Below are 17,068 nucleotides of genomic sequence, written 5' to 3'. Positions count from 1 at the left end.
CCTCACCGCTTACCGTGCACGAGCTCGTTAGGGCGAACTCATTGCCTTGCCGGGGCCTTCCCAAAAGGCCCCGGCATCTCCTGTAGAGAACTAGCCTGCCCTCTAGGCAGAAGGATGTGGGATCAGGCCATCGCTCGAGTCCGGCCTTTATGCGTCGATTACGGCTCGAATCCCAGCCATGGAGTCAGCGCGTCCCAGGCAAGACTGCACAGCCTCTGAGAGCGGGCCTCCACGAACTCGGCCGTCCACTCTTCCTCTCGCTGGGCAAGTGCAGCAACGAGAGGCAGGTAGCGGGCCTGGCGGACGATCTCTCCGGCTCCACTACCCAGCCTCAGCCCCTGCGCCTCCGCGTCGGCCAGCGTCTTCTCCGCTTCCTCAACCGTGGCCGCGGAGAGGGCTCGGAACATGAGGCGCTTCAGGTGCCAAGCCCGGTTACTCGCCGAGGCGTTCTCGACCGCCGGAAGAAGCGTCAGATTTCCGATCCTGTTGATGAGCTCGGGATCCTCATACAGGTCCGCGTTCCAGCTACCGTTACTGCTTGGCGCCTGAGGAGCTACGTGTTCGATGGTGGCGAACGCCTCGTCATTCCAGCGGTCAAGTTCAAGTGTCTCAAGGAGCCCGCTCTTTCCACGAACGACAAGTCCTGGAGTCGCACTGTCCGGAGTCGAGTTCTGGGACGCCGCGAGAAGGAGGAGACGGGTCAGCGGCTTCGAGTGCTGGTACACGGGTGTCATGGCTGCCCGTGCCACCCATTGCTGCTTGTCGTAAATACCTTCGCTGCGAAGCTGCTCCTTCAGATAGGACTGCAATGCTTCGACCGGCGGGACTTCTGTGAGATCCCGCTCGAATCGCGCGAACCGCGGCATGCCTTCCTCTACGACGTGGGTCATGAGAGATCGGTAAACGCCGTCGATTCCTGCGGTGCTTCCAAAGCTTCCCCGCCAGAGCGCGTAAAAGGCAGCGCACGACCGGGCGGCAAGCAGAAACTGTCGAGCCGAAGACTCCACAGTTTCTGGCGAAGACAAGCGGTGTGCGGCAAAATACCGAGTCAACAACCCGACAACAATGTCGTGTCCGCCTTCCCGCAGCGCTGCGAGGGCGATCCCCGCTTGCGTCCGCAGGGTGGCGTCGTCACAGCTGGGAACCTTCGTGGGACTGCCCCAGGGGCCCTCATAGAAACGAGCTACCTGGGCAAGGCCCGCGAGAACCTTGCGACGAGCCACGATGTCGGGGTCCTTGTCGAAGACCGTGCGCAGGTAGCGTCGTTGATCGTTGAGACGCTTTGTGAGCTTGGTCCCATCCTGAAACATCGCGAAGGGAAGCAGAACACTGCTAGTGACAGTCTGACGCTTGTCAGCCGAGGAACTCCCCTCTCGATCAAGGTACGCTTCGACCACATCGAAATGGAACTTCGACTCGGACTCCTGCCACTCATCCAAACCCTCTTCCTTGATGGCCCGGGGCTTGAACGTCTCGATTGCCGTGAGTGGCTGTCCCGTGGTGTTGAGGGCCTCGAACATGTCAAAGCCATAGTCTTCCCGCTTGGCTGTTACGACAGCCACCGTAACGCGATGCAGGAGGTAGTTCGCGAAGACGATGAGCCGCGTCAGCGGCGTCATCTTGGCATCGTCCTCCAACTTTTCCACGACCGATGGAGGAAACTCGCTGTTGAAGAGGGCGAATTGGAGGTTCTGCGACTGCCCTATGTCGGTTCCGGTGGGCAGTTGGATGTCGTCCTCGCGCTTGACGCCTGCCCCTACCGCCTTGCGCAGCATCGACCTCATCTGGTCGCGCATACGGTCCAAGTGCCGATAGGCTTCCAAGTCCACGCCGTCAGTTTTGTCTGGATCGATCGGCACGTGCCGGTAGGGTTTGACAGCATCCGCGTCTCGGGCGTACGCACCGTAGGACTCGAGGTAGTAACCGATGGGTGAGCGGTAGCGGGCTTCACCCTTGTTGCGAGACCACACGTCGTAGTACGAGCGAATCAGTCGCGGGTAGTAACGGTGCTCCCCATAACGCATGTCCTCTTCGAAGCAATTTGACAAGCGACCCGTCACATCGAGCGCCTGGTTATAGCACCAGACCGACGGTTCATCGTCGCGCGTGAGCTTCTCCGCCCGGACACGAATCTCCTCATGCAAAACGGTCGTCAATAGGAGAAGGGTGGTCATCCTCTGCTGACCGTCGATGATAGTCATCACCTTGGAAGGAACTTGCGACCGATATTTCGGCTCGACGGTCGTGTAGTTGATATCCCGGAGGGCAATGACAGTGCCGAGGAAGCAGATCGAGTCTTCGAACTCAGCGAGCTGATCAAGGCCGTGTGCGACATCACTGAGCAAGCGCCGGATTTTCGGCAGCTCCCAGCTATACGCCCGCTGGTACGGAGGGATATAGAGACCTTGACCGGTCTCACTCAGGAACTGAGAAACTGAAAGAGGTGCCGCATCGAAGATCTCTTTAGTCTCCATGCCCTTTGTTTCTCCCCGTTACTACCCGGTGGCCGTCAGTGAGCTGCCCTTCATGGTCGCACATGAGGCCAGCACAGCGGCACGGAGGGACCAATCCGACGCGATCTCTGCCCCAATACATGACGATTCGTCACCCCCGCTTCATACGCTCGCCCTTGCCCACCACGGGCCTGCGTGCAGCATGGGGGCCAGGATGCGCCGAAAGCCATCTCACGGGAGAGCGTCCTCGGAGGCTCTGGCAAAAGGGCGGCGTGGCCGTTATGCATCGGCCACGCCGTCCTTGCGCTTGCGCGTCAGAGGTGGCAGACGGAGCAGCCGGCCTCGTCGTCGTCGGAGTCGAGCGCGTCGGAGAGTACCTCCAGGAGGGGCCTGTTGGGCTTGATGCGCTTGGCCGCGCGCTCCAGGGCCGCCCGGTGCTTGGCCTCGATCTCCTCCTTGCGCTCTATGAGCTCCGGCAGCGACTCGCCCTGTGACCAGGTGTAGTTGCGGCCCTTCATGGCGGTGTGCCGGTAGCGGACCTTCTCTTCGTACTCGACGGCGCGGTCGAAGAGGTCGGGGTGACGCTCCTTGAGGCCGACCCACTCGTGCTTGCGCTGGAAGAAGCAGAAGTAGCAGCCGGAGCGCGTGCGCCACTCGTAGTAGCCGGGTAGGCCGATGCCGGCCTCTTCAAGGATCCGCATCACGCCGTCCTTGTCGATGCCATCCTCTCGGAAGGGGAAGACGGCCTCGATGTTCGGCTTGGTGCTGACGTAGCCCAGGCGGTTCTCGTCGGCGCGGATGGCGACATAGGAGATGACCTTGTCGTCACCGACCCAGTCCTCCAGAGGCTTGATCTTGAGATTTTTGGTGCACCAGCGCATCTGCGGGCTAGGCAGGGTGCCCTGGTAGACCTCCATCCAGTGGTCGAAGTCGCGGTCGGCGTTAAGTCGCACGATCGACTTGCCCAGCGCGGCCTCAAGCCGGTTCAGGTACTCGTACGTCTCTGGCAGCTCGGCGCCGGTGTCGCAGAAGAAGTACTCCATCTCCGGAACTCGGTCGCGCATGTAGACGGCGAGCGCAGACGAGTCCTTGCCACCGGAGATGCCGAGCACGTGCCGGACCTTCTTGGTGTCGGCTTCGTCGGTCATCCCTGTGCCTTCCTTTCACTCGCCGCTGTCGCGGCTTCGGTAACGCGCTGGGCGAGGGCAGCGAGAAGGATCCGTGCACCGTCCGGCCCGAGTGCCTTCTCCGCTCGCTTCAGGACGTCCGCAGCGAGCGTGTCGGCCTCGCCGCGTGCCTGCTCGGGTACGTAGATCAGCGTGCGCTGCTCCACGCCTGCGCTGTCCGTCAAGGTCAACAACTGGGCGTCGAGTTTCTCTTCCCGGCTCCGGACTTCGCGTCCGGCGTGGTGCAGATGTCCGACGCGGTCGAGAGCTGCGGCCATCGCCCGGGCCTTCTGGGGGAAGACCTTGGCTTCGTGATCGTCCCAGTCTCCGAGGGCGGAGTTGGTCAGACGCACGACGATGGGTTCCAGCCAGTCGTCGTCTTCGAGGCTGTCGCTGAGGACGAAGTCGACGAAGCCCCGCAGTTCTGGTGTCAGCACGGCGTCTGCGAAGCCTCGCAACCGGGCTGCCAGCTGAGTGCGCAGCTTGGACAGCTCGGCCGGCAGGCGGAACTCCTGGGCAAGGACGCGGATGACCTCTGCGCGGAGCTTATTTTCGATGGCGACGAGTTCGTCGGCGGCCGCGGTGAGGCGTTCGACGTAGGTGTTCGCCGCCTCAGCGCTGGCCCGTGTGCGTGCTGGAACCTCGGGGAGCCCAAGGGCCTTGGGCAGCGCGTGGAAGACCAGCTCATCGGGGTCCACCGCCTTGGCGATGGCGGTGCGCACGGCGCGGGCATCGGCGGAGATGTTCTTGGTGGTGCGGGCGTACTTGTTGAGGTCGGCCACCCGCGTGATCAGCGCACTGGCGACGGCGAGGAGGTCGGGGTTGCGTAGAGCCTTGGAGCGTGGTGCTTCTACACCGAGAGAAACCATCAGCTTCTTGATGATGCTGCCCCGCTGGCCGTCTCCGGCTGGCGTGTACTTCACCGAGAAGCGTCCTGGGCCCTTGACGAGGCGCTCGACGGCGTCAATGGTCAGCCGGGGGAGGTAGGTGCCTTCCTCGAACAGGGCGACGTCGTGCCGGCGGATGATCAGGGCCGGAACCAGGAAGACCGGGACAACGCCGGCCTTGAGCCCGAAGGGGGGGCTCATCAGGACACGGATGACCTCTTCCATGCTGACCCGCTCGGTGGCACCGGTCAGTACCTCATTGAGGGCATTCCAGGCGGGCTGGGCGTGCTCGTGGCCCTCACCGGGTGGGGAGAAGCCGTACGGCAGCAGGCTTTCGTGTTGGCTCTCGGCCTGCGCCTCTCCGTTCTCGCGATGCAGGCCGAGGTAGGCCAGAACACCGTGATAGATGGCTCGTTCGGCTTTGTACCCGGTGAGGCCGAGGTTCTCCTTGCCCGAGGCAGAGAGCATGGCCGTTAGCAGTATGCCGCGGGCCTGGGCGGCCTGGCTCGTCAGGACGTGCCGGCCGAGCATCTCGTTGCGGATGTGCGGGGTGTGCGGGTACACCGATTCGCAGGCGAGGGAGACTAGGCCGCTCAGACTCCGGGCCGTCAGGCCGGATGCGGCGGGTTCTTCGCCAGGGGCGATCCCGGTGTGCCACAGGCTCCAGGACGCTTGGGAGGAGGGCGGGTAGAAGGCGTCCTGCAGCAGCTCCAGCAGTTCGGCCTCGGCCTGCACGAGGCGCTCCATGACTTCGCGTCGGGCGACGTGGTCGATGTCCTGCTGGTTGCTGAGTTCCTTCAACGCGACGAGGTAGGTGGCCGTGGTCAGCACCACGTCGGAGTCGGCGGTAGTACCGACGAGAACCGGCAGGGGCGAGTGCACGGTGGGCCGGTCGGCATCGGTACCGAGGTGGAAGACGACGAGGCCGTCGGCGGGCTCCCTCAGCTCGTCCGGGGCAGCGACGGTCTTGGTCTCCGGGCCACTGACCGCGGTGTAGAACACGCGCATCATGCCGGTGATCTGGCTGTGGCGGCTGGCCACGAAAGCCTGGGGAATGAGACTGCCGAGCCGGTCGATGACCGCAGCGTCGTCGAAGTGGCTAATGATGTCCTTGAGCCGACCGTCGATGTCGACGTCGGTTCCTTGCCAGACTCGGTATTCGCCGCTGAACTCGCGGTAAACCACGAAGCCCCGGCGGACGAGGTCGGCAAGCCGCTCTTCGAGTGCCGAGAAGGCGGCGGGATCAGCGACCTCGGTGGGGTCGTGGAGGGCGAAGTGGATCATCGGCGCGGTGGCGCTGAGGGCCCCATCGGAGTCGATCAGGTTGAGGACGCCAATGGTCTTCAGTACGTCCTGGTCGGCATCCGGGAGGCCGTTGGCGTCCCGAATCCGTGAGTCGACCTCGATCCACCGGCTTGCGTTGGCGGAAGCAAGCAGGGTCGTGCGCCCGGAGTTGAGGAAGTAGTCGTACAGCTGCGGCAGCCGCACCGTGCTGGCGTGCTCTGCGTTCTGGTCGCTGTGCTGGGCCAGCGAGTGGCGGACCGTATTGGGCTCCCCGCTGTTGAGGAAACCCGACAGGCTGCGGTCGTGCTGGCCGATCTGGGCGGCAAGGATCGGCGCAGCCAGGGCCGTGATGGGGTGCAGCGGGTAGAGGTCGGCAAAGTGGTCGGAGCCGAGTTCGGCGAGAACGCCGAGACCGTGCTGGGTCCAGAGATCCGCGGATGCCTCGGCGGAGGCGTTAATCAGAGCCTGCCCCGCAGAGTCGACTGCCGAGCGGTCGAGGCGGCGGCGCAGCAGGTGCAGGGAGTCGCCGTGGTGGGGAACGAAGGTGATGTCCTCGAAGCGTCCCTGAATCTTGGCCCATTCGCGGGTCTTGAGTTCGCTGGACCGTGAGGCGTAGTCCATGAACGACAGGTGCTGCAAGGTCATCAGGTAGACGGGCAGCCCGTTGGGGCCGGCCGCCCTCTCCGCGAGTTCCTGCAGTAGGAACAAGTCGTGCTGGGCGTCGGCGAACTCGTTGTGGCTGGCAAGGTGTTCCAGCGTCTTGCCGAACTCGTCGATGACGATGAGCAGAGGCTGCTGTCCGTCCGCCGTCAGAGCCGTGACGGCGCCGAGAATCTCCTTGGCCCCGGCCCGGTCCGAGTCGGCGCACGCCTCTAGGGCGGTGGAGATGGCCTTCGGGACGCGCTTGCCCCAGCGTCGCGCCGCCGCTGTGTGCAGGGCGCGGGAGAGGGTGGCGACGACGGATTCGCGGCGCGCGGTGGCCACGCCGCCGAGGAATCCCTCGGGGGCGATGGCATCGCGGGCTGCGGCAAGGCGCTGAGCGAGGGCGGGGCTAGCCTCTTCGAGGATGCGCTCGGCCTCGCTGCGGCGCTTGGCATCCCGCCCCAGCAGCGCGTCGATGATGTTGGACAGGGTGGACTTGCCGGAGCCGTAGGGGCCGGTGAACGACCAGGCTCGGGTGCGGCGCTGATCGGCCAGTGCACTCGCGATGCGTTCCAGGACGTCCACGGCCCGCGCGCCGACGTAGGGATCGTGCAGCGCGTCCTCGACGTCGCGCTCGAGGTTGGTCGAGCGCATCTGGGAGCCGACGAGTTCGATGCCGGCGGGGAACTGCGGAGCGGAGCTCGACGGGCTACTCGGGGTCCGCGTGGAGGTTGCGGTGGTCACGCGGTCTCCTTAGCAAAGAGTGTGTCGGTGGTGTCGTCCGTGTCTGTGGCGTCCGTGGCCTTCGTGGCGAGTTCCTTCTGCTCGGCCTCGGCGAGCTTGGGGAACGTGGCGGCCCACTCCTCGCGGGTGGGGAAGCCGGGACGGCGGGTGACGAAGTCGTATTGCTCGTCGAGCACTTCCCACGCCAGATCGAAGGGGTCTGCCGAGAAGGCGAGGCTGCGCTGCCCCACGGCCTCGGTCAGGTCGAGCTGCGGGTGATCCGCGGCGACCTTCTGCAGCGCCGTGACGATCTCGTTCTCCCGGACGCGGAAGGCACGCCCCGGGGAGCCCGGCTCGTTGGCGAGCCGGGCCACAGAGATCGAGTTGGCCTTGCGGGAGAACTTGGCGGCGTAGTCGAGACAGGCATAGGCCAGGACCCGGGCAGGCAACGAGGTGCGGTGCCCGCTGGTGAACTGCCACTCGGCATTTCCGCGCGTCCCGACAAAGGTCAGCAGGTCAAGGTCGCGGAACGGGCATGCGAGCAGGTCCTCGTAACTGCCCGGCGAACCCGCCTTCTCCGGGGCGCTACGCGCGTACATCTTGGTGAGGCACTCGATGTCCTTGACGATCGACGCCTCCTCCGGGCTCTTGTCGTAGGAAAAGTTCACATGCCGGGTAACCACCTGCGTCATGTCCGCGACCGTGAACCGGGAGAACGGCGCGAGGTGGAAGGCCGTGTACCAGGCCGGCGCGTGGCTCTTCGCCCCGGGACGGGACGACACCAACCACCAGTGCAACAGCCACAAGCTGCCGTTCTCCTCCAGATACGGGTCCGCTCCGTCCTCGTCCAGGAGCCAGCGTGCTTCCCAGGTGGGGTAAGAAAACTTGGCCTGTGTGCCCTTCGTCGGATTGCACTCACGAGTCAGCTTGAACGCGCGCGACCAGTAGCGCATGGCGTTGACCATGTTCTTGCCCACGCCGAACCGCACCGGGGCATCAGCCGCGAGGAACGCACCCTGATCGCGTTTGACCTGCATGTATGCCTTGTGCAGCCAGCCGAAGCGGGGCGCGAACGTTTCGTGTCGCGCGAAGGAATAAAGGGCGGCTTCCCCAAGCCGGCTGTCTGACATCCGGGGCCTCTCTGTGTCCAATGCGATCGTTCTAACGAGGTTGGTAAACGGGGTAACGGTCAGCGTGGACCGTCGGCTTCGGCCAGCGCGGCCCGAACCTGCGACACAGCGCGTTTGATGGCTCGCGCGGCGTGATCGATCTCGGCATCCGTGGTGGCGTAGCCCAGCGAGAAGCGGATCGTGCTGTCGGCATCCGCGCGGGACAGCCCCATCGCCAGGAGCACGTGGCTCGGCGTCGGAGCGCCGGACGCGCAGGCGCTGCCCTCCGAGGCAGCGACGTCGGGCATGGCAGCCAGGACCGCGTCCGCAGGCACCCCCGGAAAAGTAATACTCGTCACGCCCGGCAGGCGCTGATCGCGCCGGCCGTTGATACGGCAATCAGGCAGAGCGCCGGTGACAAGGTCTTCGAGGCGGTCACGCAGGGCTGCGACCCGCTCGGCCTCCTCACCGAGGCCGCGCGCCGCGGCCTCGGCCGCTGCTCCCATGCCGATGATCCCTGCCACGTTCAGGGTGCCCGCGCGCCAGCCCCGCTCCTGTCCGCCGCCCACAAGGAGCGGCCGGTGCGGGAGCGGCGACCCACGGCGCACATACAGGGCACCGACTCCCTGTGGTCCGCCAAACTTATGGGCAGACAGTGACAAAAGGTCGACGTCGAGCTCAGCGACATCCACCGGGAGGCGGCCGACGAGCTGCGTGGCGTCCGTGTGGACGAGCGCGCCGGCTTCACGGGCTGCCTTGGCCGCGGCGCGGAGATCGGTGAGGACGCCGGTCTCATTGTTCGCCGCCATCAGGGAAACCACTCCACCGGAACGCGCAGCGAAGACCTGATCGAGGGCGCCGAGATCCACCAGGCCGTCGCCGTCGACCGGCAGAAGTACAAGATCTTCGGGGCTCTCGGCGGTGACCGCGCGGGCCGTCTCAAGGACAGCCGGATGCTCAACGGGGCTTGTGACCAAGGGGCTTCCAGCACAGAACGCGGCCCGGAGGGCGAGATTGTTCGCCTCGGTCGCCCCGGAGGTAAAGATGATCTCGCCGGGCGAGCAGCCAAGAAGATCGGCTAGCTGCCGACGGGCGACATCGACCCGATGAGCCGCCTGCCGGCCCGGTTGGTGCATGCTTGAAGCGTTGCCGACCGATTGCATGGCCTCGACGACGGCTGCGAGAGCCTCAGGCCGGATCGGAGCGGTGGCGTTGTAGTCAAAATAGGACATACTCGCCCCATTTGGCCCGTTCATCATCTGCCACCCCACCTCGCTCGTGTCGCACACCAATGTACTGCTGGGGGAAGCCTCACCCCGCATCCGGGGTTCCACCAGCAGCGCCGTGATCCTAGTCGCGAGCCGAGATCCACTCTTTGAATCACTCGAACGCGTGGTGTCGCAAGCCATTTACCGAATGAATGTTCTATATCTCGCGCTCACAGGCAAGCCGCATGCCGAAAGATCCGGGTTGCGGGCGGGAAGACGGGCGGCTGCACGGCCAAATACCCTCCCTGGCTGGGCTTTTAGCCTGATGCTGCTCCTGTTGTCAGTGGCCCCGATTAGGGTGGTCCGAACGCTGCAACGTCGCAGTATCTGCACGTTGAAGCGCTGCTTGGTGTGCGTTGAGCTGGGGGAGGAACTTCACGATGCTGGTTGGTCCTGTGCGGGCGGCTCACGGCTTGCCGTCAGCCGCATCGGTCAGGTGAGGCTGTGACGACTTGGTCACCGGGAATACCCTTCGAGGCAGTCCTGGCAAACGCTCCCATGGACTACATCCGCCGGCACCTCGGCAAGGAGCTGTGCGGCCTCCTTGACCTCATCGAAGGAGGCACGGCGGGTGATGAGCGATTGCGAGCCATCGCCGCGATCGCGATCGACGCCGAGCTCCTGGTGGCAGACGAGGACGAGCGCGCCGTACTGCTCGGCCTCGTTCCCGGTCCCAAGCAGGCGGAACTGGCCCAACGACTCGGGTCGCTGGGCGACGAGCAACCGCTGCACTACCTGCACACGTTGAAGTGGACGCCTGACGAACGCCGGGAACTTCTGGAATTCCTCGGCTTCACGGTAGAGCGCGCACAGCCTCAAGTCCCCGCCTACAAACGGGAGACAGCACCCGACTACGCCCTATTCCCCCATCAGCTCCGCGCGGCGCGCCGGACCAAGGAGCTGCTGTACGACGGCCCCCGCCGGGCCGTGCTGCACCTGCCGACGGGCGTTGGCAAGACACGGACCGGCATGAGCATGATCTGCGACCACCTGCGACAGTACGGACCGACCCTGGTGGTGTGGCTGGCCCACGGGCAGGAACTGCTGGAGCAGGCCGCGGCCGAGTTCGAGCGCGCCTGGAGCAAGGTCGGCGACCGTCCCCTGCCGGTTCTCCGTGTGTGGGGCAGCGCTTCCCCTGACCTTGCGGGCGTGACCGATGGGCTGGTCGTCCTCGGGCTGGAGAAGGCCGTCTCAACCGCCAAGTCGGACCCACAGTTCCTGCGCACCCTGGCCGCCCGCACCACTCTGACCGTGTTCGACGAGGCACATCAGATCATCGCCCCCACGTTTCAGGGCGTAGTGGACGACCTGACGGTACGCCACGACTCCAGTCTGCTGGGTCTCACCGCGACCCCGGGCCGCACCTGGGCGGACATCGCCAAGGACGAAGAACTGGCCGACTTCTTCTCCCGGCAGAAGGTCATGCTGGAGATCGAGGGCTACACGAACCCCGTGACAGCCCTTATCGACCAGGGCTACCTGGCCAAACCGATCATGCGCACGGTGGCTGCGGAAGCCGGCATGCATCTGTCCGCCCGGGATCAGCAGAACCTGGCGCGAGCGTTCGAGATCCCGGACAGCATCATCGCCGAGCTCGCGAAGGACGAGCAGTGGAACCTCAAGGTTGTCCAGACAATCATGGAGCTGCTTGAGAAGCAGCACCGCCGCATCCTCGTGTTCGCGGCATCCGTGCAGCACTGCCGACTCATCGCCTCCGTGCTGTCCGCAGCCGGCCTCGACGCTGTGTTCGTGACCGGCGAGTCCTCTCCGCGGCACCGAAGCGACGCCATCCGTCGCTTCAAGAGCGCGGCGCGGCGCCCGATGGTCCTGTGCAATTTCGGAGTCCTGACCACAGGCTTCGACGCGCCGGCGGCCAGCGCCGCCGTCATCGCCCGGCCGACCAAGTCCCTCGTGCTCTACAGCCAGATGGTCGGCCGGGTCATCCGCGGCCCCAAGGCCGGCGGAACCGAAACCTGCGAGATCGTCACCGTCGTCGACCCGGAGCTCCCCGGGTTCGGCGATGTCGCCGAAGCATTCACCAACTGGGAAGATGTATGGGAGACAGCGTGAGCGGCGAAGGAAACAACTACCGGATCGTCAGCCCTTCGCTGACCGTCAAGGCCATGCGCGACAGCGGCTACAAGAACACCGCCTACGCGCTCGCCGAGCTGATCGACAACAGCATCGACGCGGAAGCCACGCTGGTGCAGGTCTTCGCCTGCGAGAGTCCCATCGAGGGTGCCGCCCAGACCAGGTATCGGGTGGACAAGATCGCCGTCCTCGACAACGGCAAGGGCATGGACAGCGAACTCCTGCGCCGCGCTCTGAAGTACGGAGACGGTCTCGGCGACGACCGCAGCCGAATCGGCCGCTTCGGCATGGGCCTGCCCAACTCCAGCATGTCCCAGTGCACCAAGGTCGAGGTCTGGTCGTGGAAGAACGGCGCTGCTAACGCTCTGTACACCTACCTTGATCTGGACGAGATCACCAAAGGCCGGGATGAGGTTCCCGACCCCGTACCTCGTCGTGTGCCGGAGTACTGGGACGACCTGAGCGAGGTGCCCCTGGGCACCAGCGGCACCCTCGTCGTCTGGACGAACCTGGACCGTGTCAAGTGGCATAGTGCCGGCGCCACTCTGCGCAACACGGCCGAACTGATCGGACGCGTGTACCGGCACTACCTGAACGACGGCTCCGTGGACATCAAGATGGCGCCCGTTCGCGACGGGAAGGTCATCGAGAAGGTCAACGAAGGGGACAACGGCGCCTACTACGCCGAACCCAACGACCCTCTGTACCTCATGGAGAAGACCGGAACGCCCGCGCCGTTCAACAGCACCCCCATGTTCGAGCCCTTCCCCATGGGCAACGAGGCGGAGCCCGGGGTCTACCGATACCCCATCACGGTCGATGGCACACAGCACACCGTAACGGTGCGCGCCTCCATCGCCCGGCCTGAAGCCCGCCGTTCCGATGTCTCCGGCCATCCGTGGCCCGACGATGCCAACCCGAACCGGGCCCCGGGTGACCAGAAGTGGGGGAAGCACGCTCGTCGGAATGTCGGCGTCTCGCTGGTCCGAAAGGGCCGCGAGCTCGACCTCGATACCTCGTGGGCGATCGGTTACGACCCTGTGGAGCGGTGGTGGGGCGTCGAGGTGGACTTCCCGCCCGAGCTCGACGAGGTGTTCGGCGTCACCAATAACAAGCAGACGGCCGTCGTGTTCTCGTCACTCGCCGACTTCGACTGGTCGGCCGAACAGGACCCCGACGAGACACCCAAGCAGTTCAAGGACCGTCTGCGGGAACTCGGCGACCCCCGGCTGCCGCTGATCGACCTCGCCCAGTACCTCAAGGGTCTCCTGGGCAAAATGCGCAAGAAGCTAAAGCAGCAGACGCTGGGCGACCGGAAGGGCAAGAAGCGGTACGACCAGGACGTCACCTCCAAGGCCACGGACGCCGTCAAGCGCCGACAGGAAGATGGGTACACCGGTACGACCGACCTCCTCGCCGAGGAGGCGACGGATGCCGACAAGCGCCAGGAGCAGCTGACCGCGCTGACCGAGCGACACCACGTCGACGAGGACACCGCACAGACCCTGGTCGACGAGGCCCTGGAGAACGACTGGCGCGTCCGCTGGATCTCGAGCCCTCAGGACTCATCCGCCTTCTTCAACATCGACCTGCTCGCCGGCATGCTCCAGGTGTCCTTCAACACCGAACACCCCCTGCACAGCAAGCTGATGGCCGTTCTTGAGGACGTGCCCGAGGACGCCAGCGACGCAGAGCTCCGCCAGCGGCTCGCCCGCGCGACGGAGACCTTCAAGCTGCTCATCTTCTCCTGGGCGCGGATGGAGGACGAGATCCCCAGCAAGAAGGCGCGCCGGGTCATCGCGGATGCCAGAAGCGACTGGGGCCGGTACGCCCGTGAATTCATCGAGGACGGGAGCGAAGAGGAGTGACCCAGCCGGACCACGTCTGGCAGCAGATCGCGGACCTGATGGAGGACGCCGCCGAGGAGGTGGTCATCATCGCCCCCTTCATCAAGAAGGCGATCTTCGAAGAGATCATCGCGGCGGTGCCCTCCTCCGTCCAGAGGATCACGTGTGTCACGCGCTGGACCCCGGCGGAGGTAGCCGCCGGGGTCTCGGACCCGGAGATCGTCGAAGCTGCCCAGAGCGACGAACGCATTTCCATTGCCTTGTGTCCGTCCCTCCATGCCAAGCTCTACCGTGCCGACGGCCGCTGTCTGGTCGGCTCTGCCAACCTGACCGGCAAAGCCACTGGACGCGTACCGAACGCCAACGTGGAACTCCTGCTAGAGGTGCCGATCGACCACCCCGAAGTTCAGCGCGTCCTCGGCCAGATCAACACCCGCTCGACCACAGCCACACCCCACACGGCAGCGCTCGTACGGCAGCAGGCAGAACTCCTGAGAAGCGAGCGCGTCACTCCGCCGTCTGAGGACGAAGCAGCCCCGTATTGGTTCCCGGAGACCAGGAGACCAGCGAACGTCTACGCCCTTTACAGCGGGCGACAGAGATTCACCTCGCTGGTCGAGGCCGGCATCGTACGAGACCTGGCCATGCTCGATGTTCCCGCCGGCCTCCCGGAAGACGCCTTCAACAGCGAGGTCGAGGCTCGTCTGCATGCGATTCCGGAACTCGGTCAGCTGACCACAGAACAGCGTCTCAGCAACATCGAGCTCCAGCGGGCCATCGCCGAGCGGACGGGGGACACAGAAGATCAGGCGCGCAGAACGGCCGAGACGCTCGCGGCCTGGCTCCAGCACTTCGGCCGGTACTACACCGAAGTGGGCTCGTGGGAGCTGCGACCCGGCATAGAGCACGCCTAAGATCACAGCCGCGGCGTGGCCAACACACCGCCGACGAACACGAGCACAGGGTGATGGGGAAGGCCGTCTCATGGCAGAGGTACGCGTCCCGTTCCTCCTCGGGCACGCCGAGATCGCCTTCCTCTTCCACGTTGAGCGGCAGACATCCCAGAGATGGCGGACAGCCGGCACGCTCGCTGAGCCCGACCTGATCGCATCCGGCAACCCGTACTGGCTGCTGAGCACGGCCATGCGCCTCGACGGCGAAGGCGACCGCATCGCCGACCGGGAACGGCTGGCGACCTACAAGGCCCGTATCCCCCGTGGTTACGACCCAGAGGACAAGGAGAACCTCCCAGTCGTCGTCGGTATCCAGGAAGCCGCACGCGTGCTCGGCCAGAACGCGCAGACCATCTCTCGGTGGCGGAACCGGCACAAGATCGCAGAGGCCGACCTGCTCGTCTCCGGCTCGCCGCTCTGGCTCCTTGAAACGATCCTGGACGACGCGCGGCAGCGGCAGCGAACCGTCGTGGCCTCCGAAGTCGCCGCGCTCCGTGCAGGACAGCGCACTCCTCAGAAGCCCCGTGGCCGAAGGCTGAGCGCCCCGGAGGCAAGTCCGCCGCGACAGCCACCGCCTGCTGCACAGACGTTCACCAGCGATAACCACAGCGCCGCAGCTGAGTTTCTGGCGTCCGTTTTGGCCCAGGGATACTCCGTCACCATCAAGCCCCGGCGATAACTCATCATCACGGCCCATGCCAGCCCACGCCCCCGTTGAACTCGATGTTCGCCGACAGCAGTGAGAGAAACACTTGCCTTAATCAGACGCCATCCATAATGTCTCTCACATGTCGATCTTGCCGCGCACCCACGGAGCCCATGACGCCAACCCCACCGACTCCGTCCCGCAGACCGCTTCCTGCCAGCCCGACCCCATGAAGGTCGTCTCCTACGGAGGCGGCGTGCAATCGACGGCACTGCTGGTGCTGGCGGCCCGTAGGGAGATCGACTTCGAGACCTTCCTCTTCGCCAACGTGGGCGATGACAGCGAACACCCGGCAACACTCGCCTATGTTCGTGAGGTCGCCATGCCGTACGCCGCCCAGGCGGGCCTCGATGTCCAAGAGCTCAGGCGGCGCCGGCGTGATGGAACGAGCGAGACGCTCATGCAGCGTTTGCATCGGCCGGCTACGAGGTCGATCCCAATCCCTGTGCGTATGGCAAACGGGGCTCCGGGCCGACGCAACTGCACGGCGGACTTCAAGATCAAGGTGATTGGACGGTGGCTTCGAGAGCACGGAGCCACCGCAGAGCATCCGGCTGCGGTGGGTATCGGTATATCCCTCGACGAGATCCACCGCGCCAACCGGCGTCGGCGAGAGCCTCACGAGATCATCGAGTATCCGCTTCTCGATCTCGGACTCCGTAGGACCGACTGTGAGCGCCTCATCACGGAGGCGAGCCTGCCAGTGCCGCCGAAAAGCTCCTGCTTCTTCTGCCCCTTCCGCACTGTCGACGCTTGGCGGCACCAGCGCAGACACGAACCCGAGCTGTTCGCCCTGTCGGTGGAGCTGGAAGAGACGATCAACGAACGCCGGGCTGCACTCGGACGTGATGCCGTCTACCTCACGCGGTACGGCCGCCCGCTCGCGCAGGCAATCCCTGAAGACGGCTCGGCGAGCTGTGACGCCGACGACGGGGACGGTTCATGCGACTCCGGCTGGTGCATGACCTGAGTCAAGGGATACGGCCGGGGACGGAAGCTGATCCTTCCGCCCCCGGCCTTCGCTTCGCACCAACGATCGAACCACCGGTCGGGTCGGATCCCTAGGTCAGAGCTCCGGCGGCTCGCCAGGCTCAAGGTGGAGAACCGCCAGGTATTCGCTGTAGGGCATCTCCTCATCCACCCACCGACTGCCGTCAGCGCCATCTGGGATCAACCTGCCGTCGAAGAGGTACTTGTCCTCATCGAGAAGCACAACACCCCCCTCGTCCAGGGCCGCAGCGAGCAGAACCTGTATGCCCAGCATGACGGCCGTGGTCGCTTCCCTGGCAGCACAGATTTCCTCGTGACCAGTTGCGTGGATCTTCGCATCCACATCGTCGATCGGCGCCGGGACTCCTGCGAGCCCGTGCACCGTCTGCCGGTGCAACGCCATCGCTGCGGCGACACCGGAGGCGACGGACGCAGCGGTGTCGCTGGGCTGATTGCGTACGTGACCTGTGAGGTGCTCAGCGACCGCGCGTGAGTGCACTGGCCAGACGTGGGTGCGGTGAGACAACTGGCGCTCCGCCCTCTCGATGGCGGCAACAGGCTGCGCGCAGTCTGGGTACAGCACTCTGACGAATCCTTCGAGCGCCGCCCGAACATAGCCGAGCCGCACGAGGTGCAGCTGCCACTCCTCCATCATCTCCGACCAGACGACGTCGAAGTCGCCGCCGGCCGCACACATGCCCCCGTCGTCGTAGGACATATCGAGGGTAACCGCACGCAGCCCCTGGGCAAGACGGAGCCACCTGTAAGCGTTCTCCCAACTGGCTTGCTCGGCTGCCCCACCGCCCGAGGCATGCTCCACCCAGTCGGTCAGTTCACGGATGTGGTCCTCCGGCGCAGCAAGCGCGAGTATGGGCGCGGTGCGATACGAGGGCAGGCAGGCGCCCTCCGTGTGAGTGGTGGTCATGGAGGGAGCGTCTCATGTCCCACT

The 17,068-nt window shown here is 65.2% G+C and carries 11 protein-coding genes; 5 read left to right on the top strand and 6 right to left on the bottom strand.

Annotated features, from left to right (window positions below):
- Positions 1–158 precede the first annotated feature (158 nt).
- The 5 genes from HCJ93_RS28440 to HCJ93_RS28420 all read right to left on the bottom strand — a co-directional run bounded on the left by HCJ93_RS28440 (position 159) and on the right by HCJ93_RS28420 (position 9,496).
- Positions 159–2,474 carry a DUF262 domain-containing protein gene (locus HCJ93_RS28440; RefSeq protein ID WP_167998707.1) on the bottom strand — a complete coding sequence of 772 codons (2,316 nt, stop codon included), beginning with the start codon at positions 2,472–2,474 and terminating at the stop codon, positions 159–161.
- Positions 2,475–2,767: 293 nt separating this feature from the next.
- Entirely contained in the window at positions 2,768–3,601 is an 834-nt protein-coding gene (locus HCJ93_RS28435) for a phosphoadenosine phosphosulfate reductase family protein (RefSeq protein ID WP_067135521.1), read from the bottom strand.
- Positions 3,598–7,176 carry an ATP-binding protein gene (locus HCJ93_RS28430; RefSeq protein WP_167998706.1) on the bottom strand — a complete coding sequence of 1,193 codons (3,579 nt, stop codon included), beginning with the start codon at positions 7,174–7,176 and terminating at the stop codon, positions 3,598–3,600. Before HCJ93_RS28430 ends, HCJ93_RS28435 begins: the two co-directional genes overlap by 4 nt.
- Positions 7,173–8,285: a DUF4007 family protein gene (locus HCJ93_RS28425; RefSeq protein ID WP_094373001.1), complete on the bottom strand. Its 1,113-nt coding sequence runs from the start codon at positions 8,283–8,285 to the stop codon at positions 7,173–7,175. The genes HCJ93_RS28430 and HCJ93_RS28425 overlap by 4 nt, the downstream gene beginning before the upstream one ends.
- A 59-nt stretch (positions 8,286–8,344) precedes the next feature.
- Positions 8,345–9,496 (bottom strand): cysteine desulfurase family protein, encoded by a 1,152-nt coding sequence (locus HCJ93_RS28420; RefSeq protein WP_223283773.1) that lies wholly within the window; start codon positions 9,494–9,496, stop codon positions 8,345–8,347.
- 534 nt (positions 9,497–10,030) lie between these two features.
- Between HCJ93_RS28420 and HCJ93_RS28415 the strand changes: the two genes are divergently transcribed.
- From HCJ93_RS28415 to HCJ93_RS28395, 5 genes are all read left to right on the top strand, one after another.
- A complete protein-coding gene (locus HCJ93_RS28415; RefSeq protein WP_167998705.1) occupies positions 10,031–11,602 on the top strand; it encodes a DEAD/DEAH box helicase in 1,572 nt (523 codons plus the stop codon).
- Positions 11,599–13,491 (top strand): ATP-binding protein, encoded by a 1,893-nt coding sequence (locus HCJ93_RS28410; protein ID WP_309141533.1) that lies wholly within the window; start codon positions 11,599–11,601, stop codon positions 13,489–13,491. The genes HCJ93_RS28415 and HCJ93_RS28410 overlap by 4 nt, the downstream gene beginning before the upstream one ends.
- Positions 13,488–14,384, top strand: a complete 897-nt coding sequence (locus HCJ93_RS28405; RefSeq protein WP_309141532.1) for a phospholipase D family protein — start codon at positions 13,488–13,490, stop codon at positions 14,382–14,384. The genes HCJ93_RS28410 and HCJ93_RS28405 overlap by 4 nt, the downstream gene beginning before the upstream one ends.
- A gap of 70 nt (positions 14,385–14,454) precedes the next feature.
- On the top strand, positions 14,455–15,102 hold the full coding sequence (locus HCJ93_RS28400) for a hypothetical protein (protein ID WP_167998703.1): 648 nt from the start codon (positions 14,455–14,457) through the stop codon (positions 15,100–15,102).
- A 196-nt stretch (positions 15,103–15,298) separates the two neighbouring features.
- Positions 15,299–16,099, top strand: coding sequence for an adenine nucleotide alpha hydrolase family protein (locus HCJ93_RS28395; RefSeq protein WP_167998708.1), 801 nt, complete (start codon positions 15,299–15,301; stop codon positions 16,097–16,099).
- 96 nt (positions 16,100–16,195) lie between these two features.
- Here HCJ93_RS28395 and HCJ93_RS28390 read toward each other — a convergent pair whose 3' ends face one another.
- Positions 16,196–17,044 (bottom strand): hypothetical protein, encoded by an 849-nt coding sequence (locus HCJ93_RS28390; RefSeq protein WP_167998702.1) that lies wholly within the window; start codon positions 17,042–17,044, stop codon positions 16,196–16,198.
- Between the last annotated feature and the right edge of the window lie 24 nt (positions 17,045–17,068).

The sequence above is a fragment of the Streptomyces composti genome (genome assembly GCF_012034205.1).
Lineage (GTDB): Bacteria > Actinomycetota > Actinomycetes > Streptomycetales > Streptomycetaceae > Streptomyces > Streptomyces composti.
The sequence above is the reverse complement of the archived record's forward strand: the minus strand, read 5'-3'. Positions and strand labels throughout refer to the sequence as shown.

What these genes read in the sequence shown, in the direction of transcription:
- HCJ93_RS28435 (WP_067135521.1), bottom strand. Translation starts at nt 3,601, where the DNA reads ATGACCGACGAAGCCGACACCAAGAAGGTCCGGCACGTGCTCGGCATC.
- HCJ93_RS28440 (WP_167998707.1), bottom strand. Translation starts at nt 2,474, where the DNA reads ATGGAGACTAAAGAGATCTTCGATGCGGCACCTCTTTCAGTTTCTCAG.
- HCJ93_RS28395 (WP_167998708.1), top strand. Translation starts at nt 15,299, where the DNA reads ATGAAGGTCGTCTCCTACGGAGGCGGCGTGCAATCGACGGCACTGCTG.
- HCJ93_RS28390 (WP_167998702.1), bottom strand. Translation starts at nt 17,044, where the DNA reads ATGACCACCACTCACACGGAGGGCGCCTGCCTGCCCTCGTATCGCACC.
- HCJ93_RS28425 (WP_094373001.1), bottom strand. Translation starts at nt 8,285, where the DNA reads ATGTCAGACAGCCGGCTTGGGGAAGCCGCCCTTTATTCCTTCGCGCGA.
- HCJ93_RS28415 (WP_167998705.1), top strand. Translation starts at nt 10,031, where the DNA reads ATGGACTACATCCGCCGGCACCTCGGCAAGGAGCTGTGCGGCCTCCTT.
- HCJ93_RS28400 (WP_167998703.1), top strand. Translation starts at nt 14,455, where the DNA reads ATGGCAGAGGTACGCGTCCCGTTCCTCCTCGGGCACGCCGAGATCGCC.
- HCJ93_RS28420 (WP_223283773.1), bottom strand. Translation starts at nt 9,496, where the DNA reads ATGTCCTATTTTGACTACAACGCCACCGCTCCGATCCGGCCTGAGGCT.